This window comes from uncultured Tateyamaria sp. (assembly GCF_947503385.1).
GTDB lineage: Bacteria > Pseudomonadota > Alphaproteobacteria > Rhodobacterales > Rhodobacteraceae > Tateyamaria.
Genome location: NZ_CANNDO010000001.1, coordinates 764,687 through 789,725, shown reverse-complemented (window position 1 = coordinate 789,725; position 25,039 = coordinate 764,687). Strand labels below are relative to the sequence as shown.

The 25,039-nt window shown below is 60.8% G+C and carries 29 protein-coding genes, 1 tRNA gene and 1 riboswitch; of the genes, 21 read left to right on the top strand and 9 right to left on the bottom strand.

Annotated elements, in window-relative coordinates:
• Positions 1–6: 6 nt before the first annotated feature.
• Positions 7–369 carry a ribosome silencing factor gene (rsfS, locus tag Q1A85_RS03850; protein WP_299685304.1) on the bottom strand — a complete coding sequence of 121 codons (363 nt, stop codon included), beginning with the start codon at positions 367–369 and terminating at the stop codon, positions 7–9.
• Between the two features lie 140 nt (positions 370–509).
• Positions 510–1,025, bottom strand: a complete 516-nt coding sequence (locus tag Q1A85_RS03845) for a hypothetical protein (RefSeq protein ID WP_299685301.1) — start codon at positions 1,023–1,025, stop codon at positions 510–512.
• A gap of 70 nt (positions 1,026–1,095) precedes the next feature.
• On the opposite strand from Q1A85_RS03845, the gene Q1A85_RS03840 reads away from it, so the two are divergent.
• Positions 1,096–1,629, top strand: a complete 534-nt coding sequence (locus Q1A85_RS03840) for a DUF2975 domain-containing protein (protein ID WP_299685257.1) — start codon at positions 1,096–1,098, stop codon at positions 1,627–1,629.
• Positions 1,626–1,847 (top strand): helix-turn-helix transcriptional regulator, encoded by a 222-nt coding sequence (locus Q1A85_RS03835; protein WP_299685254.1) that lies wholly within the window; start codon positions 1,626–1,628, stop codon positions 1,845–1,847. Before Q1A85_RS03840 ends, Q1A85_RS03835 begins: the two co-directional genes overlap by 4 nt.
• On the opposite strand, the gene Q1A85_RS03830 is transcribed toward Q1A85_RS03835, so the two are convergent.
• Positions 1,802–3,238 (bottom strand): mechanosensitive ion channel domain-containing protein, encoded by a 1,437-nt coding sequence (locus tag Q1A85_RS03830; protein WP_299685251.1) that lies wholly within the window; start codon positions 3,236–3,238, stop codon positions 1,802–1,804. The two genes, Q1A85_RS03835 and Q1A85_RS03830, sit on opposite strands and share 46 nt — an antisense overlap.
• A gap of 238 nt (positions 3,239–3,476) precedes the next feature.
• Here Q1A85_RS03830 and leuC point away from each other — a divergent pair, with 238 nt between their 5' ends.
• The 13 genes from leuC to Q1A85_RS03765 all read left to right on the top strand — a co-directional run bounded on the left by leuC (position 3,477) and on the right by Q1A85_RS03765 (position 13,388).
• Positions 3,477–4,880, top strand: coding sequence for a 3-isopropylmalate dehydratase large subunit (gene leuC / locus Q1A85_RS03825; protein ID WP_299685248.1), 1,404 nt, complete (start codon positions 3,477–3,479; stop codon positions 4,878–4,880).
• A 173-nt stretch (positions 4,881–5,053) separates the two neighbouring features.
• Positions 5,054–6,148, top strand: a complete 1,095-nt coding sequence (locus Q1A85_RS03820; RefSeq protein ID WP_299685246.1) for a patatin-like phospholipase family protein — start codon at positions 5,054–5,056, stop codon at positions 6,146–6,148.
• 78 nt (positions 6,149–6,226) lie between these two features.
• The gene (leuD, locus tag Q1A85_RS03815; RefSeq protein ID WP_299685243.1) at positions 6,227–6,832 is read left to right on the top strand and encodes a 3-isopropylmalate dehydratase small subunit; all 606 of its coding nucleotides are present in this window, start codon (positions 6,227–6,229) and stop codon (positions 6,830–6,832) included.
• Between the two features lie 295 nt (positions 6,833–7,127).
• Positions 7,128–7,964 (top strand): hypothetical protein, encoded by an 837-nt coding sequence (locus tag Q1A85_RS03810; RefSeq protein ID WP_299685240.1) that lies wholly within the window; start codon positions 7,128–7,130, stop codon positions 7,962–7,964.
• Entirely contained in the window at positions 7,961–8,989 is a 1,029-nt protein-coding gene (locus Q1A85_RS03805; protein WP_366140563.1) for an endonuclease/exonuclease/phosphatase family protein, read from the top strand. The genes Q1A85_RS03810 and Q1A85_RS03805 overlap by 4 nt, the downstream gene beginning before the upstream one ends.
• Before the next feature lie 32 nt (positions 8,990–9,021).
• The gene (gene leuB, locus Q1A85_RS03800; RefSeq protein ID WP_299685237.1) at positions 9,022–10,125 is read left to right on the top strand and encodes a 3-isopropylmalate dehydrogenase; all 1,104 of its coding nucleotides are present in this window, start codon (positions 9,022–9,024) and stop codon (positions 10,123–10,125) included.
• Between the two features lie 3 nt (positions 10,126–10,128).
• Complete coding sequence (locus tag Q1A85_RS03795; protein ID WP_299685235.1) at positions 10,129–10,701, top strand: GNAT family N-acetyltransferase; 573 nt, start codon at positions 10,129–10,131, stop codon at positions 10,699–10,701.
• A gap of 134 nt (positions 10,702–10,835) precedes the next feature.
• Positions 10,836–11,198 (top strand): hypothetical protein, encoded by a 363-nt coding sequence (locus tag Q1A85_RS03790; RefSeq protein ID WP_299685233.1) that lies wholly within the window; start codon positions 10,836–10,838, stop codon positions 11,196–11,198.
• Between the two features lie 73 nt (positions 11,199–11,271).
• Positions 11,272–12,255, top strand: a complete 984-nt coding sequence (locus Q1A85_RS03785) for a DMT family transporter (RefSeq protein WP_299685231.1) — start codon at positions 11,272–11,274, stop codon at positions 12,253–12,255.
• 14 nt (positions 12,256–12,269) lie between these two features.
• Positions 12,270–12,346 (top strand) — tRNA-Pro (locus Q1A85_RS03780).
• A 349-nt stretch (positions 12,347–12,695) separates the two neighbouring features.
• Positions 12,696–12,887 carry a hypothetical protein gene (locus tag Q1A85_RS03775; protein WP_299685229.1) on the top strand — a complete coding sequence of 64 codons (192 nt, stop codon included), beginning with the start codon at positions 12,696–12,698 and terminating at the stop codon, positions 12,885–12,887.
• A gap of 208 nt (positions 12,888–13,095) precedes the next feature.
• Positions 13,096–13,230 carry a hypothetical protein gene (locus tag Q1A85_RS03770; RefSeq protein ID WP_299685227.1) on the top strand — a complete coding sequence of 45 codons (135 nt, stop codon included), beginning with the start codon at positions 13,096–13,098 and terminating at the stop codon, positions 13,228–13,230.
• Complete coding sequence (locus tag Q1A85_RS03765) at positions 13,221–13,388, top strand: hypothetical protein (RefSeq protein WP_299685225.1); 168 nt, start codon at positions 13,221–13,223, stop codon at positions 13,386–13,388. Before Q1A85_RS03770 ends, Q1A85_RS03765 begins: the two co-directional genes overlap by 10 nt.
• A 170-nt stretch (positions 13,389–13,558) precedes the next feature.
• Here Q1A85_RS03765 and Q1A85_RS03760 read toward each other — a convergent pair whose 3' ends face one another.
• From Q1A85_RS03760 to Q1A85_RS03745, 4 genes are read right to left on the bottom strand one after another with little or no spacing between them, the layout of a single operon-like run.
• The gene (locus tag Q1A85_RS03760) at positions 13,559–14,614 is read right to left on the bottom strand and encodes an iron ABC transporter permease (protein ID WP_299685223.1); all 1,056 of its coding nucleotides are present in this window, start codon (positions 14,612–14,614) and stop codon (positions 13,559–13,561) included.
• 4 nt (positions 14,615–14,618) lie between these two features.
• Positions 14,619–15,554, bottom strand: a complete 936-nt coding sequence (locus Q1A85_RS03755) for an ABC transporter substrate-binding protein (protein WP_299685221.1) — start codon at positions 15,552–15,554, stop codon at positions 14,619–14,621.
• A gap of 3 nt (positions 15,555–15,557) precedes the next feature.
• Positions 15,558–16,352 carry an ABC transporter ATP-binding protein gene (locus Q1A85_RS03750; RefSeq protein ID WP_299685219.1) on the bottom strand — a complete coding sequence of 265 codons (795 nt, stop codon included), beginning with the start codon at positions 16,350–16,352 and terminating at the stop codon, positions 15,558–15,560.
• Entirely contained in the window at positions 16,349–16,744 is a 396-nt protein-coding gene (locus Q1A85_RS03745) for a DUF1636 domain-containing protein (protein ID WP_299685217.1), read from the bottom strand. Before Q1A85_RS03745 ends, Q1A85_RS03750 begins: the two co-directional genes overlap by 4 nt.
• Before the next feature lie 121 nt (positions 16,745–16,865).
• Positions 16,866–17,081: riboswitch (cobalamin riboswitch) on the bottom strand.
• Between the two features lie 172 nt (positions 17,082–17,253).
• On the opposite strand from Q1A85_RS03745, the gene Q1A85_RS03740 reads away from it, so the two are divergent.
• On the top strand, positions 17,254–18,141 hold the full coding sequence (locus Q1A85_RS03740) for a sulfotransferase domain-containing protein (RefSeq protein ID WP_299685215.1): 888 nt from the start codon (positions 17,254–17,256) through the stop codon (positions 18,139–18,141).
• Positions 18,142–18,209: 68 nt separating this feature from the next.
• On the opposite strand, the gene Q1A85_RS03735 is transcribed toward Q1A85_RS03740, so the two are convergent.
• Entirely contained in the window at positions 18,210–18,857 is a 648-nt protein-coding gene (locus Q1A85_RS03735; RefSeq protein ID WP_299685213.1) for a GntR family transcriptional regulator, read from the bottom strand.
• Positions 18,858–19,000: 143 nt separating this feature from the next.
• Here Q1A85_RS03735 and dctP point away from each other — a divergent pair, with 143 nt between their 5' ends.
• The 5 genes from dctP to Q1A85_RS03710 all read left to right on the top strand — a co-directional run bounded on the left by dctP (position 19,001) and on the right by Q1A85_RS03710 (position 24,678).
• Positions 19,001–19,987: a TRAP transporter substrate-binding protein DctP gene (gene dctP, locus Q1A85_RS03730; protein WP_299685211.1), complete on the top strand. Its 987-nt coding sequence runs from the start codon at positions 19,001–19,003 to the stop codon at positions 19,985–19,987.
• Between the two features lie 68 nt (positions 19,988–20,055).
• Complete coding sequence (locus tag Q1A85_RS03725; protein WP_299685209.1) at positions 20,056–20,604, top strand: TRAP transporter small permease; 549 nt, start codon at positions 20,056–20,058, stop codon at positions 20,602–20,604.
• A complete protein-coding gene (locus Q1A85_RS03720; RefSeq protein ID WP_299685207.1) occupies positions 20,604–21,920 on the top strand; it encodes a TRAP transporter large permease in 1,317 nt (438 codons plus the stop codon). The genes Q1A85_RS03725 and Q1A85_RS03720 overlap by 1 nt, the downstream gene beginning before the upstream one ends.
• Positions 21,917–23,155 (top strand): malonyl-CoA decarboxylase, encoded by a 1,239-nt coding sequence (locus Q1A85_RS03715; RefSeq protein WP_299685205.1) that lies wholly within the window; start codon positions 21,917–21,919, stop codon positions 23,153–23,155. The genes Q1A85_RS03720 and Q1A85_RS03715 overlap by 4 nt, the downstream gene beginning before the upstream one ends.
• Before the next feature lie 11 nt (positions 23,156–23,166).
• Positions 23,167–24,678 carry a malonyl-CoA synthase gene (locus Q1A85_RS03710; RefSeq protein WP_299685203.1) on the top strand — a complete coding sequence of 504 codons (1,512 nt, stop codon included), beginning with the start codon at positions 23,167–23,169 and terminating at the stop codon, positions 24,676–24,678.
• 13 nt (positions 24,679–24,691) lie between these two features.
• Here the strand turns inward: Q1A85_RS03710 and Q1A85_RS03705 are convergent, their stop codons facing one another.
• Entirely contained in the window at positions 24,692–25,003 is a 312-nt protein-coding gene (locus tag Q1A85_RS03705) for a hypothetical protein (protein WP_299685201.1), read from the bottom strand.
• Between the last annotated feature and the right edge of the window lie 36 nt (positions 25,004–25,039).

Genomic DNA, 25,039 nt, shown 5'->3' with positions numbered 1-25,039 from the left:
GCCGCGTCAGTTGGTTGTGGTCAGCCCGGGCTGCCACATTTTTTCAAGCTGGTAGAACTCGCGCACTTCGGGACGGAACACATGGACGATCACGTCGCCCGTGTCGATCAGCACCCAATCGCCCGTGTCCTTGCCTTCCATCCGGACGCCGCGCCCGAACGCGGACTTGATCCGCTCGGCCAGCTTTTCCGAAATCGCCGCAACCTGGCGCGACGACCGGCCCGAACAGATCACCATGTAGTCGCCAAACGCCGTTTTGCCGCGCAGATCAATCTGCACGATGTCTTCGGCCTTGTCGTCTGAGAGGGAAGACAGCACAGCCTCAAGCAGCGTCTCGCTTGTGGCTTGACTGTGGGATGCGGCCTTCATCGCCGCGGCTCCATCGGCGGTCTGAACCGCGTCAGCAGAAATTGACAGGACATTGTCCTCCTAACACAACGCGCCGCTTGCCCCGGCGCCGGGATACCACCAGTGTAACAACCCGGCGGTGACATTTCAATGAAACCGGCTCAGGAACAGCGCCTCATGTCGGCAACTGTCTGTTTGTCCAGCAAGTCCGTCAGCGGTGCCTTTTGTACCAGCGGCAGGAATGGCCCGTCCGCCACAACCCGGATGCCGATTGAAAATGTTGCGTCGTCCGGCACGTCCGCTCCTGTCCGGCAGGGTTCGAGATCGACCCCGAGACTGCCGTGCGTGCCATTTGGGTCCGCCGCTTCCCATGTGCGGATTCGCGCCTGAACCTGGCGCAGCTCAGCCCGTTCCGATGGATCAACCTGCAGCACGTCACCCACTTGTGCCACGGCAAAGCTGCGGCCCACTTCGGTGCCATCGCGGTGCTGTGCGCGCAGGTTCAGCGTGCCTGACCCCGGCAGGATGCCAACCGTATCGGGCAACTCAACGCGCAGCGCGATATCCGCCGGGTCAGCGGACAGCGGATCGAACTCTTGCAGCATCTGCAATGTGCTTGGCACGAGGGCGTCACAAGCCCCGAGACATATGGCGCAGGCCAGAATGATTTCTCTCATTCAACTTTTCCCTTTAGAATCATTTTTTATTGTTTTACAGTAATTTTACACTGTGGAAAAGGAACTTGCGATGACAACTGAGCGAATTGCGCGTCGGGCGCGTGTGCTGGCTGCCGTGACCACGGTCCTGATCGGCGTTGTCCCATTGGCCGTGCTGATCGTTTTGGCGAGCGCTGGCGCCGATGCAGAGGCGCTGCGGACGGCTTATGGAATCAAGGTGATGCCGGACGATCCGGATGTGGGGCCAACCATGGTCTGGCTTGGTGTCGAGGCGCTGCGCCTTGGCCTGTTTCTGTGGATTTTGTGGTGTGTGCGCGGTTGGCTTACGGCCTGCGGTCGGGGGCAGGTTTTTGCCGGGCAGACCGCGCGACACGTGCAAAGGATCGGCACCGGGCTCCTGATGCTGGCAGTGGCACACGTGCTGGGCAACACCATCATCATCGCGGCGCTGACGTGGAACAACCCGGCGGGCCAGCGGTCGCTGGCCATTGGGTTCGGCAGCACCGAGGTGCTGTTGTTGCTGGCGGCAGGGTTGATGACCCTGTTTGGCTGGATCCAGTCCGAGGCCGCGCGCCTGTCTGCCGAAAACGAGGGTTTCGTATGACCACGCATATCGTTGTGCGCCTCGACGTAATGATGGCGCTGCGCAAGGTGCGGGGCCGCGATCTGGCCGCACAGATCGGGATCACGGAACAGAACCTGAGCCTGCTGAAATCGGGCAAGGTCAAGGGTGTCCGGTTCGAGACATTGGCCCGGCTCTGTGCCGCGCTGGACTGTCAGCCCGGTGACTTGCTCGAAGCGGTATCGCCCGAGGCCGGCTGATCGTCGCCCAGCATCCGCACCTCGCGCTGCGGGAAGGGGATCGAGATGCCGTTTTCCTGGAACGCGTCCCACAGGGCCAGATACACATTGCCCCGAATATTGGTCAGACCGCCCGTGGGGTCGGTGATCCAGAACCGCAGGATGTAGTCGACCGAGCTGTCGCCAAAACCCACGATGTGGCAGACCGGCGGACGCGAAGATAGGACCCGTTCAACCCCCTTGGCCGCTTCGATCGACAAGCGCCGCACCTCGTGCGGGTCGCAGGCATAGGAGGTGCCGAAATAGATATCCAGCCGCACAAATTCATTGGAGTGGGACCAGTTGACCACTTGGCTGGTGATCAGATCTTCGTTTGGGATCAGGTACTCCTTGCCGTCCCGCGTCACCACGCTGGCGTACCGCGCACCCAGCGTCTGAATCCAGCCAAACGTGTCGCCCAGACTGATCACGTCGCCGGGCTTGATCGACTTGTCGAGCAGGATGATGACGCCCGACACGAGGTTCGACACGACCTTTTGCAGACCAAAGCCAAGGCCCACACCAATGGCACCCGACAGCACCGCAAGCCCCGTCAGGTCGATCCCCAGCGCCCGCACACCTGCAAAGAAAGCGATGGCGTAGAACACGATCTGCACGACCTTGACGATCAGCACCCGCATTGAGGGTGAGATGTCTTCGTTCGCCTGCACCCGGCTCGACGTCGTCTTGGTCACAAAGCGTGCAAGCGCCAGCAGGATGCCGATAACAACCGCGCCCTGCACCAGCAGCAGCAGCGACAGGCGGACCTCCCCTATGCTGAATGCCGCTGCATCGAGGATTTCCGCCGTCTCCTCCACGATCCCAAGCACGTAGAGCGTGACATAAATCCACGCTCCGAACCGCACGACACGGCGCAGAAACATCGACCGGATCAGCCGTGTGGCGAAGACCACCATGAGCCAGGCGGTGGCCAGCGTTGCAATGAGGCCCAGCACGTAGGACCGCGAGGGCCACGTGACCTCGCGCATCACCAGCACCACGGTCCAGACAAGCAGCACAAAGAAAATCGCGCGCAATCGCTGATGCACCACGACCAGCACCCGCATCCGCCACTTGGGCCACCCCTCGCGGCTGGCCATCCAGCTGCGGATACGTGGGCCAAGCACCGCGCGCAGCAGATGGGCGGTGATCAACAGACCCAGCGCGATCAGCAACTGATAGCCCACCCACGGGCGCAACAGAGACTGCAACGCCAATTCACCCTCTGCCAGCAACATCTGGCCGACGGACAGGACGGTTTCGGTCAGATCCTTTTCGCCCACGGGTTCACCCAAGGCGGCCGCTTCGGCGGCGGAGTTCAGGGCATTGCCGACCTCATTGCCTGTTCCGGTCTCGTTGGTGTGGCTGCTCATGTACGCTCCATTTGCCCCACAACATGCACCGCGCTGCCGCAGCAATCAATCGCGGCGCTTTGCTTGATCGGCCCGTGGAATCCCGCTAACAGCATCGCCATGACGTGCCGTATCAACATGGATGACCGCGCCCGGCTGCGCGAACGCTTCTTTGGGGCCACGCACACGGTGCTGGCGCGCCTATAGGGCCGCGCCCCGATCATCCACCCGAACACCTGCTGACAAAGGGAGAGGACAAATGTCCCCCAATACGCTTTACGACAAAATCTGGGACGCCCACGTGGCCCACGAGGCCGAAGACGGCACCTGCCTGCTTTATATCGACCGCCATCTGGTACACGAAGTGACCAGCCCGCAGGCTTTTGAAGGACTGCGCATGGCAAATCGTCCCGTGCGCGCGCCCGACAAGACCATTGCCGTACCGGACCACAACGTGCCCACCACGCCCGGTCGCGAGGACCCCGCAAACATGACCGAGGACAGCGCCATTCAGGTCGCCGCCCTCGACAAGAACGCCAAGGATTTCGGCATTCACTATTACCCCGTGTCTGACATCCGTCAGGGCATTGTGCATATCGTCGGCCCGGAACAGGGCTGGACCCTGCCCGGCATGACCGTGGTCTGTGGCGACAGCCACACGGCGACCCATGGCGCATTCGGTGCGCTCGCCCACGGCATTGGCACCTCCGAAGTGGAACACGTGCTGGCGACGCAAACGCTGATCCAGAAGAAATCCAAGAACATGAAGGTCGAGATCACGGGCAAGCTGCGCCCCGGCGTGACGGCCAAGGATATCACCCTGTCCGTCATCGGCGAGACCGGCACCGCAGGCGGCACCGGCTATGTGATCGAGTATTGCGGCGAAGCGATCCGCGATCTGAGCATGGAAGGACGGATGACCGTCTGTAACATGGCCATCGAAGGCGGCGCGCGGGCGGGACTCATTGCACCCGACGAAAAGACGTTTGACTACGTGAAGGGGCGTCCGCACGCCCCGAAAGGCGCACAGTTCGAGGCGGCGATGGACTGGTGGAAAACGCTCTATTCCGACGACGGCGCCCATTGGGACAAGGTCATTACGATCAAGGGCGAGGACATCGCGCCGGTCGTGACATGGGGCACCTCGCCCGAGGACGTGCTGCCGATCACGGCCAAAGTGCCGTCGGCGGACGATTTCGAAGGCGGCAAGGTCGGCGCGGCCCAGCGCTCGCTTGACTATATGGGTCTGACGCCGGGCACGCCGCTGAGCGAGATCGAGATTGACACCGTTTTTATCGGCTCCTGCACCAATGGCCGGATCGAGGATCTGCGCGCCGCCGCCGAGATCCTCAAAGGCAAGAAGGTCAAGGTCAAACGCGCCATGGTTGTGCCCGGTTCGGGCCTTGTGCGCGCGCAGGCCGAAGAAGAAGGTCTGGCCGACATCTTCAAGGAGGCCGGGTTTGAATGGCGTCTGGCGGGCTGTTCCATGTGCCTTGCCATGAACCCCGATCAACTGGCCGAGGACGAACGCTGTGCCTCGACGTCCAACCGCAACTTTGAGGGCCGTCAGGGGTACAAGGGGCGCACGCATCTTGTGTCGCCTGGCATGGCTGCGGCGGCTGCGATCACCGGCAAACTGACGGATGTGCGCGACCTGATGTAAGGTCTGCAACTGCTGGCACGCAGCATCGCCCGCGTTCACCTTTCTGAACGCGGGCACCCTCCGTCCGAGACGGCGCGTGCGCGGCGTCGCACCAGCGGCCTTGGTTTTCACACAAGACACACGCCGATGCGCCCGCTACCTTAAGTTAGGTATTATCTGAGGGGTGTGATTTCATGACGTTCAATATTCTGTCTTGCGATGGCGGTGGTATCCGTGGGTTTCTGAGCGCCCGGATCATGCAGGACTTACAGGCCAAAACCGGGTTTCTTGATCATGTGGACGGCTTTGCCGGCACCTCGACCGGAGGGCTGATTGCTATCGCGTTGGCCGACGGGCGGGCGCAGGGCAAGGACATGACAAAGCTGATCGACACGATTGTCGGCATCTACCGCCATGATGCGGGTAAAATCTTCAAAGAGCTGACGACAACCAAATTCGGCACCGCGGTCGAGGATTTGCTGGAGGCTCTCGGGCTTGCGGGGGGCGCGGGTATTCTGTCGGCGCAATACAGCCCCGATGGTGTCCATGATATTGCAAACAGTCTGGTGCAGGATCGCACCTTTGGTTCGATCCCGCAGGACCTCGTGCTGGCGGTGAACACCGCTGCACTGGCCATGCAACTGCCGCCCGACGCGCGCGACCCGGCAAAGCCCGACCTGCGCAACTGGGGTCCTGTCACGCTGTCGAACCATGCCGTAGGTAATGCGTTTGGACAGGATACGCTGGGCCTCAAGTTGAGGGACGGGGCGCTGGCCACCTCCGCCGCGCCCACCTATTTTCCGCCGCATTCCATCGAGATCAGCGCAGGCCATTCGATGTATTTTGCCGACGGCGGCACCTTTGCCAACAACCCGGTGATGAATGCGGTCGAAATCGCGCTGGCGTCCGATTCCAAACGACATATCGGTGATCTTCAGATCCTGTCTGTGGGCACCGGGCTTCAGCCACTTGCGATCACCAACGCTGACGCAAACGACTGGGGGCCGGATTATTACGGCGTGCTGGAGTGGTTCGGCGCAGGGGAGATCGCGCCGACCGCGGGCCTGCTGGAGTTGACGCTCAGCGCGTCAGCGGAAAACCAGACCCGGATCGCGCAGGCGCTGTTCAAGGACAACCTTGTGCGGCTCAACCCGTTTGTCCCGGCCAGCATCAAACTCGATTCGACGGACAGCGCGATTTTTGGCGTCATGAACAACGTGGTTGCGGCGATGCACAGCAAGACACCGTGGTCACAGGCCTGCAAGATGCTGGCAGGCTGGGCGCAGTAGAGGCGCCGCGCGACACAAGGACTTGCACCGGCGCCAACGAGGTGTTTTATCCGCGGTGATCGGATCAAGAGGTGCGGAATGGACAAGTTTGAGACACTCACAGGGATCGCGGCACCGATGCCGCTGGTGAATATCGACACCGATATGATCATCCCGAAACAGTTTCTGAAAACCATCAAGCGCTCGGGCCTTGGGGCCAACCTCTTTGACGAGATGCGGTTTGACCGTCAGGGCAACGAAATCCCCGATTTCGTGCTGAACCAGGATGCCTACCGCGCAGCGGAAATTCTGGTGGCGGGCGACAATTTCGGCTGCGGTTCTTCGCGCGAGCACGCGCCATGGGCCATCAAGGATTTCGGCATCCGCTGCGTGATCTCCACCAGCTTTGCCGACATCTTTTACAACAACTGCTTCAAGAACGGCATCCTGCCCATCGCCCTGCCCGCCGAGGCGGTCGACGTGCTGATGAAGGACGCGGAAAAAGGCGCCAACGCGCGAATGACCGTTGATCTTGAAAATCAGACGGTGACGACATCGGACGGCGAAAGTTTTTCCTTCGAGGTGGACGCGTTCAAGAAGCGGTGCCTGCTCGAAGGGCTGGACGATATTGGTCTGACAATGGAAAAAGTCGGCAGCATTGACACCTATGAAGCGCAGGCCGCCCAAGCGCGGCCTTGGGTGTGACAGCCGGTTAACCCATTTGGGGCAGACTGATTGGTCCATCGGTATGCCCCACACAGGCGCGTTCCACTACATGTTGCGCCGCGCCTGAATCCCGCCTCAGAAATGATGCACAAACGCACCACACGCTCCCTCAAAATGCCGCAGCTCTTAAGTCTTATTAACCACAAGGCTTGAGCGACCGGGTCAATCAAGGCAGAAATAAGGCCAAATTGAGGCACCCGCCTGACCCGGTGGGATCAAGTTGGAACAAACCACGGCGACGTATCGTGGTTGGCCAGTTTGAAGGGATCGAAACGTGATTGCACGTATGACGAGCGCCACTGCGCGCGCTATCTTGGTGGCTTTGCTGATTGCGACGCCGTCTCTCGTGGTGCCGGATGTGTCTATGGACACGTCGCAGATCACCGTGTTGATCGCACTGATCGCCGCTGTGCTGACCTTTATGGAATATAACGCCGTAAGCCCAAGTATCGTTGAGTTTCGCGACGCTGCGCCGTTCAACCGGCTGCGCTTTGCGGCGCTGTTCGTGACCGTCTTTGCTCTGAGCTACATCCTGAAGGGCAAGGTGGACGCCACCCCGATGACGCAGGCGCTGACCGCAATCGGCACCATCGTCGGCAACAGCATCGACTTCCCCTATAGCCCGGTGCGCATGGTCGTGCTGATGTTGCCCGACAGTTCCGAAGAGGAGCTGGTGCAATCGGTGCGGACCGCAGCGGGCATGGCCTATTTCAGTTCGCTTTGCGCGATGACGGGGTTCCTGTTCCTCGTGCGCATCCTCGGCTGGCCAATGCGCCACGGGGCGTTCAACGTGTGGGTGAACATGCCCCTGTTTGACCCGACGGCGGGTGGCGACGTGTTGCACCGGCTGCACCGGGATGCGCGGATCAACATCGCGCTTGGCTTCCTGCTGCCCTTTATGATCCCGGCTGTGGTCAAGGCGGCGTCGGACCTGCTAAACCCGATCACGCTGGACAACCCGCAAACGCTGATCTGGACAATGACCGCATGGGCCTTTCTTCCCGCCAGCATGATCATGCGCGGCATCGCGATGCACCGCATCGGCGAGATGATCCGCGAGCAACGCGAACGGGCCTATGCCAACGTGGACGGCGATTTGCAGGCGGCCTGAGCCTCCTGCTCTGCGCTCTGTTCGCGCAGGGTGCCGCCGCCGACACCTACCGCTTTGCGACTTTCAATACTGAATTGTCGCGCAAGGGTCCGGGCCTGTTGCTGCGCGACATTGCGCGCGGTGAGGATGATCAGATCGCGGCGGTGCTTGCCATCCTCGCAGAGGCTGATGCGGATGTGATCGCCCTGCAAGGCTTTGACTACGACCTGACCGGTGCTGCGCTGGCCCTTTTTGCCGAGCGCGCCGGGTATCCGTTCCACTTTGCCCTGCGCCCGAACACCGGCATGGCGACCGACCTCGACATGGACGGCGATGGCCGTCTGGGTGGGCCTCGGGATGCGCAGGGCTATGGCCGTTTCACCGGGGCAGGTGGCATGGCGGTGCTGTCGCGCTTTCCCATATTGGGCGATGCAGTCCAAGATTTTTCCGCCCTGCTGTGGGAGGACGTGCCCGGCGCGCTGCTGCCGGAGGTGAATGGCACCCCCTTTCCCAGCGCTGCGGCACGCGCAGCACAACGGCTGTCGACCACCGGCCATTGGATCGTTCCCGTTGATCTGCCTGCGGGACAAGTGAGCCTGATGACCTTTCATGCGTCCCCGCCGGTGTTCGACGGACCCGAAGACCGCAATGGTCGCCGCAACCATGATGAAATCCGCCTGTGGCAGATGATACTGGACGGGGAATTCGGCACCGCGCCCACGGCCCGCTTTGTTCTGGCCGGGGATGCCAACCTCGACCCCGAGGACGGGCAGGGCCGCAAGGGGGCGATCCGCGCGCTGCTGGCGGACCCGCGCCTGCACGCCACGACGCCAAGCGGCTCTTCCGGCACCGACACGGTGGATTGGCGCGACCCGGTGCCGGGTGATCTGAGGGTCAGCTATGTGCTGCCCTCGACCGATCTGCGCGTCGTGGACAGCGGTGTGATGTGGCCTGCCCCCGGCACCGCGCTGGCCGATGTTGCAGCCACCGCCAGCCGCCACCGGTTGGTCTGGGTGGACCTTGCCATTCCGGCCCCGTCCGAGTAGGCGAAATCCCGAACAAACGAAGGAGCGCGCGCATGTCCACCCCCACCCTTTTGATCCTGCCCGGAGACGGTATCGGCCCAGAGGTTATGGATCAGGTCACCCGCGTCATCGACTGGTTCGGGGACAAGCGCGACATGCCTTTCGACGTGTCCACCGACCTTGTGGGGGGTGCCGCCTATGACGCGCATGGCGTGCCTCTGCACGACGATACGATGGCCAAGGCTCAGGAGGTGGACGCCGTTCTGCTGGGGGCCGTGGGCGGCCCGCAATACGACGATCTGGATTTCCGCGTTAAGCCGGAACGTGGCCTGCTGCGCCTGCGTAAGGAAATGGATCTGTTCGCCAACCTGCGCCCCGCCCAGTGCTTTGACGCGCTTGCGGATTTCTCATCGCTGAAAAAGGATATCGTGGCCGGTCTCGACATCATGATCGTGCGCGAACTGACATCCGGTGTGTATTTCGGAGAGCCGCGCGGCATCATCGAGGAAGGCAACGAACGCGTTGGCATCAACACACAACGCTATACCGAAAGCGAGATCGAGCGTGCAGCCCGCGCCGCGTTCGAGCTTGCGATGCGTCGCAACAAAAAGGTCTGCTCGATGGAGAAGGCCAATGTGATGGAGAGCGGTATTCTCTGGCGCGAGGTCGTGACGGATGTGGCCAAGGACTACCCCGAGGTCGAACTGAGCCACATGTATGCCGACAATGGTGCGATGCAGTTGGTGCGCGCGCCCAAGCAATTCGATGTGATCGTGACCGACAACCTGTTTGGCGACATCCTCTCCGACTGCGCCGCGATGCTGACCGGAAGCCTCGGCATGTTGCCGTCGGCCTCGCTGGGTGCGCCGATGGCCAATGGTCGGCCCAAGGCGATGTACGAGCCCGTCCATGGCTCCGCCCCGGATATCGCCGGTCAGGGCAAGGCGAACCCCATCGCTTGCATCCTCAGTTTTGCAATGGCGCTGCGCTATTCCTTTGATCAGGGTGATGAAGCGACGCGGCTGGAACAGGCGATCGAGGCGGTGCTGGCCTCTGGTGCGCGGACCGGCGACCTGATGGGCCCCGAAGGCGGCACGCCGCTGTCCACTGCGGAAATGGGCGATGCGATCATCGCGGCTTTGGACGCCAGCCTCTGACCGATGGAGATGCACGCGCGCCTGCCTGACGGATACGAAGCGCAGGCCGCCGCACTCTATTGGGACGCGTTCAAGGGCAAATTGACGACGCTTATGGGCCCGGATGACCGGGCCCGTCGCTTTTTTACAGACACGATAAACTCCGATGCGGTCATCGCGGCGACAGAACATGGCACCCTGTTGGGCATGGTGGCGTTCAAACATAACGGTCAGGGGTTTTCGTCAGGTGGTGTCGCGGACCTGTGGCACGCTTATGGAACCGGTGCGATCTGGCGCCTGATCCCGCTTGCCATGCTGGAGCGTGAGGCGCCGCGCGCCGTGCTGCAAATGGACGGCATCTGTGTCGCCCCGGAGGCCCGGGGCAAGGGCGTCGGACAGGCCCTGTTCGCGGCACTCTTTGAGATGGCAAAGACGCGCGGATACCGTGCTGTGCAGCTTGACGTTATCGACAGCAACACCCGGGCCAAGGCCCTGTACCTGAGGCTTGGGTTCCAAGATATGGGCGCGCATTCGGTGTGGCCGCTGCGCCGCCTGCTGGGTTTTCAGTCTGCCACGCGCATGATGCGGACGCTTTGAGACTGTCCGCGCCCAAGGCGCATCTGTCTCAGTCACATCACGCCCTATTTGTCACGGCGGGTATTCCTTACTTGTTGTGAACGTCGTTCATGCCAAATTTGAACAGCGTTCATAACTCCTGAAAGGAATACGACGTGACAGTTTTTTCGATGCGTGCCGCCCTGTGCGGTCTTGGAATGCTTGCGGTCAGCGCCTGCGATCTTGCCTATCCGGTGACGGTGATTGGCGAGAATGGGATGACCTTTCGTGGCTCGGCCACGGACACCTTCCTGCACGGTGGCAGTTTTCAGGCGACCAATGGCACGGCGGTCTGCACCGGCACCTATGACAAGTTTGCCGATATCAGCACAGTCAGCTTTCCGGTCGTGTGCAACAACGGCTTGCGCGGCGTTGGCACCGCATTTTTCCAATCACCCACCACAGGGTCCGGCACGGTGACCATGACCGATGGCAGCCAGTGGCAGTTCATTTTTGGGCAGGCCGCGCTTTCTATTTGACGGGCTGGACCGGTGGACATTCCCTGCGCAGGCCCGCTATTCACGGCGGGCCGCAACCTTCAGGGCAAATGCCATGTCTCCCAATGCCAAAGGGGCGATTTTCGCCCTTATCGCCTTTGCCCTGTTTTCCACGCATGACGTGTTCATCAAAACACTCGGTGCGACCTATTCCCCGGTCCAGATCGTGTTTTTCAGCGTTTTGCTCAGCTTTCCGCTGGCCACGATCATGCTGATGCGTGACGCCACACCGGGCACGCTGTTGCCGGTGCACCCGTGGTGGATGGCTGTGCGCACCGTGGGCGCGGTCGTGTCAGGCGTTTCTGCGTTCTTTGCGTTCACGTTGCTGCCACTGACACAAACCTATGCAATTCTTTTCGCCACGCCGCTGCTGATCACTCTGTTGTCGATCCCGATCCTTGGCGAAAAGGTGCGGTTGCCGCGCTGGGTTGCGGTGATGGTCGGGCTGGCAGGCGTCATGGTGGTCCTGCGACCGGGCCAGACGGACCTGACATTGGGCCATTTGGCTGCGATCCTCGCTGCGTTCAGCGGTGCCTTTGCGTCCATCGTGGTGCGCAAGATCGGCGCGGAAGAGCGGACAGTGGTCATGCTCTTATATCCGATGGTTGCGAATTTCGTCGTGATGGGGGCGGCGCTGGCCTTTGTCTACAAACCGATGCCGATCGAGCATCTGGGGATGCTGGCCGTCATTTCGGTCATGGCATGGATCGCGGCGCGGTTCATCATCGCCGCCTACCAGACGGGCGAAGCGGCAATTGTTGCCCCCATGCAGTATTCACAAATCCTGTGGGCAACGGGCTATGGACTGCTGTTTTTCGACGAAACGCCGGACCTTTATACGGGCGTGGGCGCGGCGATCATCATCGCGTCGGGCCTGTTTATCGTGTTCCGCGAAAGCCGTGGTGGCAATTCCGACAACACGCCGGTGCTGCGCACCCGCAGCCGCGTGGGCACGCCGTCGATCATGCGCATTGGCGACCTGATGACGTCAGGCCGCCACCGCGACAAGCCCCTTGCCAAAGACGAAACGTCCGAGTAATTCGCGGCATCGGTCGGAGTGTAGCTCAGCCTGGTAGAGCACTGTCTTCGGGAGGCAGGGGCCGGAGGTTCGAATCCTCTCACTCCGACCATTAGAATTCAGCCATTTCCGCAGATTTTACCAACAGCCTTGGTTCGCGCATTGGTGATGCCGCACGGCTTGAACCTTTTGTGGCGCAACCGAATAGCTCAACCTCGGGCCGTATTGGTGGCGCGGTGCCACAGGGGGCTTAACACCCTGAAAGGCCATCTGTCGGTCTTGATCCGAAGGGTCGGCGCAATCGCGATGGGGCGGAATGCGGGTTGCTGACGCCCGACAAAGTTATCGCTGCTCTGGGCGCTTCAAGATGAAGTAAAATCTGAGCCGCGCGGGCCCGACGCCTTGGCATCAATTCCACCGCTATCTGCTTGAGCCCGACCTGAAACGCTCTTTGCGTTCTGATGGGGTTTTTGTTTTACGAATTCGTTTGGTCGGCGTCGAAGACGCTGGCCCTGTTCACCGCGTTGGCCAAAATTCAGTTGTGGGTGGGAAATGCCGACAGCGTCGCCCAAATTTTTCCAAACCGCGACTGGGTCTTTTCTGTGCATGGCGGACGAAATACGATCGCCGTCCAAATCTATTTGCTGACATGAATTGTCGCCTTGGTCGCGTTCAGCGTGGGGGGGGCCTGCCCGTATCCGCGTCAGCCAGCGACAGGTCGTCCTCACCCAACAGCGTATCGGCGCCGACGCGTGCCAAAAGTCTGGTATCGCACGCGTCGGGCCCTGTATTCAGCGGGTTGGGTTTGCCCGGCTTTGGCCCGTTTGTAACGCGGCCTCTGGCTGCGGTGTCGACGGCAGGATGGGCGCAGATGCCAACGGCACAGAGGCGGATACGCCCCGTGACAGCGACATGCTTGCCGTTCATCCGGACGCACAGATTTTCACGCCTATGGCGCCAGTGCGGATCACATCGACCTGTCTGGCTTGGGCCTGACGGTCGCCATTACGGACCGGGACGCTTGGGTCAGCGCCCATGTCATGCATCTGGCAAATCGCGATATCCGCATCGTGCTGTCTGTGGCGCAGAGCATCACCGTCACGGGTCATGCCGACGGCGGGAACAGCTTTGTCACAACACGGTGGACCTGCTGATTTTCGGATGACGCGACCTTGGACCCATTGGGCGGCGTAGTCGAAAACTTGGAACCGGCACGGGGCGACAGTCCGGGCCGTGGCGGGTGCAGTTGCGGGACATCTGGCGCGATGTGGTCACGGGTCGGTCCCGTCTCGGAAATGCTGTCGAGACCTGCGCCAACATGGGTTCACGTGGCCCTTTTGCGTCCCAGCAGCCAGATAAAGAATACGCCCCCCACCAGACCGGTGACGATGCCAATCGGGATGTCTTCGGGTGCCATGACAGTGCGTGCCGCGATGTCTGCCCATAGCAGGAAAATGGCCCCCACCAGAGCCGACCCCGGCAAGACCCGCAGGTAGTCGCCTCCGACAAACATCCGCACCACATGGGGCACCATCAGCCCGACAAATCCGATGATCCCGGAAAAGGCGACCATCACCCCCGTGATCATCGCCCCGATCACAAAGACCGTGAGACGAAACCGGGCGACCGGAATGCCAAGCGTCGATGCGGTTTCGTCCCCCACCGTCATCGCATTGAGCGCGCTGGCGCGCGAAACAAGCCACACCCCGCACACCAGCAGAATTGCCAACGGATAGATCAACTGGCTCCACTGCGCCAAACCAAGGCCGCCCAGCATCCAAAACACGACCGTATGCGTCGCGCGCGGATCACCAAGGAAGATCAGGACATTGGCCCCTGACATGATGATAAAGGACACCGCAACACCCGCCAACACCAGCCGGTCTGCACTGGTCGCTTCGGCAAAGCGGGACACGACCAGAACAATGGCGGTTGCGCCCAAAGCCCCCAGAAAGGCCAGAAACGGAACCGTCAGCAACCCAAGGAACAGCCCCGTGTGCAGCAGCGCAAGGATGGCTCCGAACGCACCGCCAGAAGAAATGCCCAACAGGTGCGGATCGGCCAGCGGATTGCGTGTCACGGCTTGCAGGCTTGCCCCCACCATGGCCAGCCCGGCCCCAACCATCATCGCCAGCAAAGCCCGGGGAAAGCGGATTTCCCAGACGATGGCCTCGCGCCCCTGCGACCAGGATTGTTCGATCAGACCCGGCGAAACCTTGTTGAGCAGGACGCTCCACACCGTCGATAGCGGCACCTGAACCGCCCCGACAGAAATCGCGAACGACACCGAAACGGCAAGTGCAGCCAGTCCAAACAACGCCAGCGCAACGGTCGCGCGGGCGCGTTTGGTCTGGCTCGGATGCGCCGCGGTGTCGTTCATCCGTTCACTGCCCCCAAAAGGCTTGGGCCAATGTCTTGATCGCCTGAATGTTGCGGGGGCCTGGGGTGGCTTCGACATATTCGAGGGTCACAAAGCGGTCGTTTTTCACCGCGTCCAGATCGGCAAATGCGGGGTTGGACATCATGAACGCCCGTTTTTCTTCGGCGGTGACATCGCCGTAGTTGACGATGACGACAACCTCCGGATTGCGTTCAACCACCTCTTCCCATGTGACCGTGGCCCAGCTTTTTTCAAAGTCGTCCATGATGTTCACGCCACCCGCAGCCTCGATCAACGCCGTGGGCATCGCGTATCGGCCTGCGGTAAACGGCGTGTCCTCACCGCTGTCATAGATAAAGACCCGCAGGGGATCGCCTGTTTCCAATTGGCGGCCAAAGCTGTCCAGTTCGGCGCGGTAGCTGTCCACCAAACCGGCGGCCCGGTCCTCGACGTCGAAGATGCGACCAAGGTTCATCAGATCCGCATACATGTCGTCCACGCTGGCCTTGTCCTTTTCCATAATGTGCGAACAGGATTCGGTCAGCTCGTAAACCTTGATGCCGAACGGGGCCAACGTCTCTGGCGTTACCTCGCCGCCGAGCTTCATGCCATAGTTCCACCCGGCAAAGAAAAAATCAGCATCGGCACCGACAAGCACCTCTTTGGATGGATACTTGGCAGAGAGTTCCGGCAACTGCGCCACCCCGGCGCGCATCCCTTCATCCAGCGTCTTCCACCCTGAGATGCCGGTATAGCCAACCATGCGGTCGGCAAGGCCCAGCACCAGCATCATTTCTGTCAGGTTCACATCGTGGGACACGGCCCGCTGCGGCGGCGCGTCAAAAGTGACGGTCCGGTTACAGCTTTCTACAACTGTGTCGGCTGCGGCGATGCCCGCTGGCAGCAGGGCCAGGACGGCGGCCGGGATCGTGTTTTTCATGGGTCAGCTCCGATTGGCGTTCAGGTGGAATGTCAGGTGATCTACATCGCTGGGCAAAAGCCGTTCGCGTCGGGCATCGACCCGGAAGGCGTCAGAAACGGCAGTCTCGGACAACACGGTCGCGGGTGGGCCAAATCCGATGGGACGCCCGCCCTTCAGCAGCAGCACGTCATCGCAAACGCCCGCCGCCAGATTGAGGTCGTGCAGCGATGTGACGATGGTCAGGGGCAGACCACGGATGAGGTCAAGCACCTCCAACTGATGGCGAATGTCCAGGTGGTTCGTCGGTTCATCAAGGATGAGCAGGCGCGGCTCTTGCGCGAGGGCGCGGGCCACCATCACCCGCTGGCGTTCACCGCCAGAAAGCGTGCCCAAATGCCGGTGGGCCAGCCCGTGCAGATCAAGTTGGTGCAATGCGGCGTGGACAACCGTGGCGTCATGGGCCCCGCCTGTTCCGGCAAATCCCTGTCGGTGCGGCGTACGCCCAAGCGAGACGATTTCGCCAACCGTCAGGGCAAAATCGCTGGGCTGTTCCTGCAGAACGGCGGCGACCCGTTGCGCCGTGGCCCGCGCCGACACGGTCCAGATGTCGACATCATCAACACAGACCGTTCCAGTGACAGGCCGGTGAAAGCGGTAGAGCAGGCGCAGCAACGTTGTCTTGCCCGCACCGTTGGGGCCGACAATGCCCAGAACCCGCCCGGCACCAAGATCGAAACTGGTGCGGTGCAGCAGCGTATCGCCGCCACGTTTGGGGGACCATGACAGGTCCTTGACGGTCAGGCGTGCTGCGGTCACGAGGCCCGCACCTTTGTCTCTTCGATGGCCAAGATGGCCGCGGGCACACGGGCCAGCGTTGACGTGCGCAATTTGCCCGGACGGTCCAGAGATGTGCACCACCCGTCCTCCAAGGCCGCGTACTGCCTTGCAAATGACAGCAGGTCGTCGATATCGGTGTCCGGATCAATGTCGCCGAAAAGGTAGGTCGCCTTGCGGGTGCCATGATAGGCGACGGTGCACGGTCGATCACAACCGGCCATGCAGGCGACCCCGGACACCTCAAAGCCGTCGGTGACGGTCTCCCCCGCCAGCGCGATGGCCTTGCGCAGACGCTCGATCAGTTCATAGCCGGGGCGGCATTCGGTGCCTTTGTGCCGACAGGATGTGCAGATCGTGATTTTGTGTTCCATCGAGGCCTCCGCCATGCGGGGGGCAGACGGAAACAAAACCATGTCGTGGCGGTGTGATCCGCTTAGTCATCATATGCTCCTGACGAGGCACCCCGCCTCCATCGAGTTGAAAGGCCGACGCAGCAGATGCGCCGGTGATGGCAGGTCTCCTGACTTGCGGGTCGCAGCTTTCCCGGACCTTCCCGAACGTCTCGTCCAGTGGTTCCTATCGGGGTCGCTCACCGCTCACAGTTGCGGGGGCAGTCACGGATTTGGTGCCTTGCGGGCAGGCCGCACCGTGTTCCCTTTTCATCCCGTCAGCCACCGGCCTCCGGGAACCATCGGCTGGACAAAATCGAATAGTCTGCTGCGGGTCAATTCCAAAACGGGCCTGGGCCCAGCTTTTTTGTAGGGATGGGTTGGTTTCGGGTGCGCGCAGACTGGCGCGGCGGCGGCGCTGTTTCTTTTTCGTTGCGTTCTGCGCGCGCTCCGCCTCTGCTGAAGATGCGCGCACGCAGGAGCGATCAGCCATGACCCAACGCAAGTTCTACCTTGGCCCTCTGACCGACAACCGGCGCTGGGATATGGTTGACCTCCGTCCCGACGACGTGTGCGTTGTCACGCCCCCGAAATGCGGCACGACGTGGATGCAGACGATCGTGGCCCTGCTGTTTTCAGGCGACCCGGATGTTGAAACGGAACTGTCTGTCAAAATGCCGTGGGTCGACATCCGTATCCGCGAGATGCCGGAGATTGCCGACCGGCTCGACGCGATGACCCACAGGCGCAGCATGAAAAGCCACACGCCGATGGACGGTCTGCCGCTGCACGATCAGGCGCATTACATTTGCGTGTTCCGGCATCCGCTCGATGCGCATTTTTCTTTTCGCAAACACCTGCGCAACATCCCATTGCCGTGGTTTGACCTGTGGTATCCCGAGGATGATCAGGAGGGTGTCACGTTCCGCCGTTTCCTTGATGGCGGGCCCGAAGGGTTTGACGGCGACGCCATGCCGCTGGCGCATATTCTGCGACATTACAAGGCCGCCAGCGCGCTGGCGGACCGGGACAATGTGTCGATGTTCCACTATGCCGACATGAGCCGCGATTTGGCAGGCACGTTCGAAACAGTGGCCGGACTGCTGGGCATTCGCCATTCTGCCACGGTCATGCAGCAACTGGTTCAGGCCGCGACTTTTGACAACATGAAGGCCCATGCCGAACGGTATGCCCCATCTGGCGGCAAGGGGTTCATGAAGTCGGATTCCGACTTCTTTCACAGTGGCACAAGTGGCAAGTGGCACGGCACATTGTCAGACAGAGAACTGGCGGCATATGACGCCATTATGGACGCGGAGCTTGCGCCAGAGGATCGGGCTTGGCTGGAATATGGGTCGCGCGGTATCGGCTTGGGCTGAACCTGCATGGCCTGTACCGCCACTGGCGATTTGGGCCTGCGCGACCCGTCAGGGCGTTTCGGCAAAACCTAACGGTTGAGGCTGGAAACAAGCTGGTGGAACTTTTCGCCTTGGATCGCGACGTGGTCGCGCAACACCTCTGCGGCGCGGTCGGCGTCTCCGGCTTTGAGCGCTGACAGGATGTCGGAATGCTCACTCATGGACTGTTTTAGCCGACCACGAAAGTGGAGCTGGATGCGGCGATAGGCCTTGAGGCGGCTTTGAAGATGGCGGGCCTGCTTTTCCAGAAAACGGTTGGCGGACCCCCGGTAGATAATCTGATGAAAGGTCTCATTCTCGGCATAGTACCGGTCGGGGTCGTCGTCATTGATTGCTTGCTGGCAGCGTTCGTTGGCCTGTGCCAGCGCATCCAGATCATCGTCGGTCATACGTGTTGCCGCAAGGCGGACGCAGACGGCCTCCAGTTCTGCCATCGTCTCGAACATTTCCATCAGTTCGACCGGTCCGGGTTGCCGGATGAACACGCCGCGCCGTGGAATTTGCTCGGCCATGCCGGATGTGACCAACACCTGAAGCGCCTCGCGGATGGGGGTGCGCGAGACATGAAACTGCTCTGCAAGTTTCAACTCGTCCAGCCGCTCGCCATCGCGGAATTCCCCCGCGACGACCGATTGTTCCAGCGTCTTTGCGATTTGATTTGCGCGTCTGATGTTCATGGGATGAGCGTACTATCCCGGACCCAATAAATGCAATGGGAGAGTTTTTGTATACAAGATGATTGACTTGATATGCGCGCCATGGAACGCTGGGCAACGTCGCGTCAACTCAAGCAGTTGATTCACACCCCAGGGAGGAAAACATGAAATTTGCCAGACTTACCGCCACCGCAGTGGCGGCATGCCTTGCCATTGGATCAGCCGCGAGCGCGGAAACGCTGCGCCTGTCGCATCAGTGGTCGAACAAGGACGTGCGTCATCAAGTGGCGCAAATGGTGGCCGATGAGGTCGCTGCCGCAGGTGTCGACCTTGAAATCCAGATTTTCGGGTCGAAATCGCTGTTCAAGCCGCGTGAACAATATCGTCCGCTCAGCCGCGGACAGTTGGACATGACGGTACTGCCGCTCAGCTATGCCGGTGGCCAGCAGCCTGCCTACAACCTTACGCTCATGCCCGGCATGGTGAAAAACCACGACCACGCGGCACGGTTGAGTGCATCGCCATTCATGGCCGCGCTCGAAGAAAAAATGGCAGATGACGATGTTATGGTCCTTGTCCACGGCTACCTCGCCGGTGGGTTTGTCGGCAAAGACAAGTGCATCACCAAGCCCGATGACGTAAAAGGCCTACAGACCCGCGCCGCAGGCAAGGCCTTCGAACAGATGCTTGCCGGTGCCGGTGCGTCCATTGCGTCGATGGCGTCCTCCGAAATCTACAATGCAATGCAAACCGGTGTTCTGACGGCGGCCAACACGTCGTCTTCGTCCTTTGTGTCTTACCGCATCTATGAACAGGTCAGCTGCTACACTCCGGCGGGCGACGTTGCCCTTTGGTTCATGTACCAGCCGCTTTTGATGAACAAATCGCGTTTTGATGGTCTGACCGAAGCACAGCAAACAGCGCTGCGGGACGCGTCAGCCAAAGCACAGGCGTTCTATCTCGAAGAAGCAAAGAAGCAGGACGCGGCGTCGGAACAGGTGTTCCGCGATGCAGGTGTCGAGATCGCTCAAATGTCGCCCGAAGATTTCGAGGCGTGGCGCGCGCTGGCGCAGGAGACATCCTACGCGAAATTCGTCGCCGAAGTGGATGACGGGCAAGCGTTGCTCGATATGGCGCTGGCCGTCGAATAAATCTGACGTCCGAAGGGCTGCCAAACTCCGGCGGCCCTTCCCCCCAATTTTCATTCAAGGACATCGTAATGGCGGGCCAAAGCTCCGTGGCGGTTGCACGCACCGGGAACAATCCGTTCCTGCGTCTGGTCGCTGCCCTCTCTACACTTGCGGGCTGGTGCTCGGCTGCGATGATCGTCGCGGCTGTGGCGATCACGTGCCAGATGATCTTTATCCGGTTCGTCCTGAACGGCTCGACCGTGTGGCAGACCGAGGCGGTGATCTATCTTGCCATCGGTGCCACCTTGATCGGCCTGCCTTATGTGCAGCGGTTGCGCGGCCACGTGAACGTAGACCTGATCCCGCTTGCTCTGGGCAGGCGTGCGCGGTTTGTGCTGGCGATGTTCACGCTGTCCCTGTCCATTGTGATGGTCGCGATCATGCTCTGGTACAGCTATGAATTCTGGCACCTGACGTGGGAACGGAACTGGAAATCCGACACCGTTTGGGGCGTCCGTCTGTGGATACCATACCTTGCCCTGCCGGTTGGATTCGCCTTGTTCCTGCTACAGCTCATCGCGGACATGGTGGCGATCCTGCTAAAGATCGAAACACCGTTCGGACTGGAGGACGTCTAATGGACCCGCTCACATTGGGCGCCATCGTCGCCGTCTGCACCATTCTTGTCCTCTTTTCCGGTGTGTCCGTCGCCCTTGGGCTGTTGATCGTCTCCACCGGCTTTATCATGATTTTCGACGGGATGCGGTCGCTGGAACTGCTGCCTGAAATCCTGTTTGGCAAGCTGGACAATTTTGCCCTGCTGTCCATTCCTATGTTCATCATCATGGGGTCGTCGATTGCGTCGACCCGCGCCGGCGCCGACCTCTATGAGGCGTTGGAGCGGTGGCTGACACGCGTTCCCGGTGGCCTCGTCATCTCGAACCTCGGGGCCTGTGCGTTGTTCGCGGCGATGTCCGGATCGAGCCCGGCCACCTGCGCCGCGATCGGAAAATTGGGCATCCCGGAGATGCGCAAACGCGGATACCCTGACGGTGTGGCCGCAGGTTCCATCGCAGCAGGTGGCACGCTGGGCATCCTGATCCCGCCTTCGGTCACGATGATCGTCTACGGCATCGCCACCGAACAATCGATTGGGCGGCTTTTCCTTGCCGGTGTCATTCCGGGGCTGATGCTGGTCGGGTTGTTCATGGTGTGGTCGCTCTATTCCACATGGCGGTCGGGAGACCGTGCCCTGCTGGCACATGGCACCTACACTTGGCGGCAAAAGCTGGAAATTCTGCCCCGCGTGCTGCCGTTTCTGGCCATTATCGTCGGCGTTCTGTACGCCATGTACGGCGGTGTTGCGACCCCGTCCGAGACCGCCGCCGTTGGCGCGCTTTTGTGTTTGCTCATCGCGATGATCATCTACAAGCTGTGGAACCCCAAGGACCTTTGGGTCGTCCTGCGAGACAGCACCAAGGAAAGTGTGATGATCCTGTTCATCATCGCCGCTGCCGGTGTGTTTTCCTATATGCTGTCGAGCCTGTTCATCACGCAATCCATCGCGGCCTGGATTGGTACGCTGGACGTAAACCCTTGGGTGCTGATGGGCGCGGTAAACGTGTTCTTGCTGATCGCAGGGTTCTTTCTGCCGCCCGTGGCCGTGATCCTGATGGCCGCCCCAATCCTGCTGCCGATTATCACCACAGCCGGGTTTGATCCGATCTGGTTCGCGGTGATCCTGACCATCAACATGGAAATCGGTCTGATTTCCCCGCCGGTGGGCCTTAACCTGTATGTCATCAACGGCATTGCGCCTGACATTTCTCTCAAGACCATCCTTGCCGGATCACTGCCATTTGTGGCCTGCATGATCATCGCGATCATCCTGCTGTGCATCTTTCCGGGGCTGGCCACATGGTTGCCCAACGCGGTCATGGGTACGGCGATATGAGCTACTTTGCCGGACTGATCTCGACCGTGTTCGAGCGTCGGTTTGCGCGCTCCGTGACATCGGACGCCGAAGGCCGCAATATCCATGAGCTGGCGCAGGACCTGCTGGGCGCACAGGGCGAGGTGTCCGGCAGCACGTTGGCCCGGATGATCCTGCACCACTACGGGCAAGCCGATGACGACCAGAAACGCGCATTTTTCGAATTCATGCTGCATGATCTCGAAATTGATCCCGTTGCTGTGGTCGAAAGCCTCAAGCACTACAAAGAGACGCCGACCAAAGACAGCTACCGCAGCTATGCGATGGCAAGCGAACCCGACCGGCAAGAGCTGTTGCGGCGGCTGAACCAAGTCCAAGGAGGCACTGAACGCCTCGTTGCGATGCGCAAGGATCTGTTGCGGCTTATGCGCGAGGACCCGAAACTTGGGCCGCTTGATGTGGATTTCCAACACCTCTTTGCGTCGTGGTTCAACCGTGGGTTTCTGGTGCTGCGACCGATCAATTGGTCCAGCCCTGCCGAAATCCTCGAAAAGATCATCGCGTATGAGGCCGTCCATGCCATCGGCAGTTGGGACGATCTGAGGCGGCGATTGCAGCCCACGGACCGGCGGTGCTTTGGCTTTTTCCATCCGGCGATGCCGGACGAACCGCTGATCTTTGTCGAGGTGGCACTGACCAAGGGCGTGCCCAATTCGGTCCAGACCGTGTTGGCAGACGGGCGCGCACCGATTGACGCGGACGAGGCGGACACAGCCGTCTTTTATTCAATCTCAAACTGTCAGGCCGGGCTTGCGGGCATCTCCTTTGGCAATTCGTTGATAAAACAGGTTGTTGCGGATCTGTCGCGTGACTTGGCGGGATTGCAGACCTTTGTCACACTGTCGCCCATTCCCGGCCTGTCGCGATGGCTGGATACGGCACAGGATCCTGCCCTGCGCAATGCGGACATCACGGCCCAGGCCGCCCACTATTTGCTTGCGGCCAAGCGGGCGGACAAGCTGCCCGTCGATCCTGTCGCGCGCTTTCATCTGGGCAACGGCGCGGCGGTTCATGCCGTCCATGCCGACGCGGATGTGTCAGAGAACGGGATGCGCCAATCGCGCGGCGCCATGGTCAATTATCTCTATGACCTGACGCAGATCACCGCCAACCACGAACAATTCGTCACTGACAAGACCATCGCCGCCTCGCCCGAGGTGCGTGCCCTCAGTGCATCGGTTTCGGCAACGAAATAGGGAACCAAGAGATGGCCAACCCGCTTTATGACGGCCTGTTTGGGCAGCATGTCGGACGTGACACAGTGTTCCTGCACTTGCCGGACGAACGGACCCTGACTTACGCGGCATTCTTGGACATGGCGGCGCAATATGCGGCGGCTTTGACCGATATGGGCCTGGCACCCGGCGACCGCGTCGCGGTCCAAATTGCCAAATCCCCCCATGCGCTGGTCATCTATGCCGCCTGTGCGCAGGCCGGGTTGGTGTTCTTGCCGCTCAACACGGCCTACACTGCGGACGAGGTCGCGTATTTTCTGGAAAACAGCGGTGCCCGTGTCGTGTTGGTCGACAGTGGCAAACGCGACGCGATCCTGCCCATCGCGGACCGGTGCCGCGCGCAGCTTGAAACGCTGGATGCTGATGGAACCGGCTCTTTTGCCACCAAAGCGGCGGGCTTCCCGCCGCATTACGACACCGTTCCGCGGTCCGAAGACGATCTGGCCGCGCTTCTTTACACGTCCGGCACCACAGGTCGATCCAAAGGCGCGATGCTGAGCCAGAAAAACCTGTTGTCAAACGCGCGCGCGCTGCAATCAGAATGGCGTTTCACCGCGCAGGACGTGTTGCTCCACGCTTTGCCGATTTTTCACACGCACGGGCTGTTTGTGGCGACCAATATCACGTTGCTGGCCGGGGGGCAGATGATCTTTTTGCCCAAATTCAGCGTGGATCAGATGATTGACGCCCTGCCCCGTGCGACGACGATGATGGGCGTGCCGACATTTTACACGCGGCTGCTGGCCGACAACCGCTTTGACGCCGCTTTGACGCGGCATATGCGATTGTTCATTTCCGGCAGCGCGCCCCTGCTGGCCGAAACCCACGTTCAGTTCGAGCGGCAGACCGGCCACCGCATCCTCGAACGCTACGGGATGACCGAGACCAATATGATCACGTCAAATCCCTATGATGGGGAGCGGCGCGCTGGCACGGTGGGTTTCCCATTGCCGGACGTGGAGGTGAAAATCACCGACAGCACCACAGGCGCGACCCTGCCCCGCGGCGCGATTGGCGAGATCGAGGTGCGCGGCCCCAACGTGTTTCAGGGCTATTGGCAGATGCCGGACAAGACCGCCGAAGAACTGCGGCCTGATGGGTTTTTCATCACCGGTGATTTGGGGCAAATCGATGCCGATGGCTATCTGAGCATTGTTGGCCGCAACAAGGATCTGATCATCTCGGGGGGGTACAATATCTACCCCAAGGAGATTGAGCTGCTGTTGGACGCCGAAGCCGGCATCCTCGAAAGCGCGGTCATCGGCGTGCCCCATCCGGATTTCGGCGAAAGCGTTGTGGGCGTTCTGGTGGCGGCACCGGGCCAGACGCCGGATCTGGATGCCATAAGATCGTCCATCGGCACGTCGCTTGCCCGTTTCAAGCAACCGCAAAAGCTGGTCGTTCTGCCCGAACTGCCACGCAACACGATGGGCAAGGTTCAAAAGAAAGCGCTGAGAGAACAGTTCGCAGACGTTTTTGCATAGCCGCCTGACGTCGTCAGGCAGTGGCATCACGCGCGCCGTGGAATATGGTCTGCGCGTCCCCGAACCGTGACGACATCGGCCACGGGGATGCATTGGCGTTGAACGCAAGCACTTGGATGACGGTATAAACTGACCTCAATAGCCACTTGGGCAGAATGCCGCGCACGGTGGCACGCGCCGCTCCTGCCGCTTCGTCGGCATGGGGAAATGTGGTAGGCTCAGCATCAATTACCTTCGAAGCTATTTCTTTATCCGCCGCGTCCACTCTGTCGTTTTGGCGGGCCAATTCCTGATTTTCCGGAGCAATTTCATGTATGTAAAACATTTCATGTATGTAAAACAGTGTGCGCCCCCCTCCCGC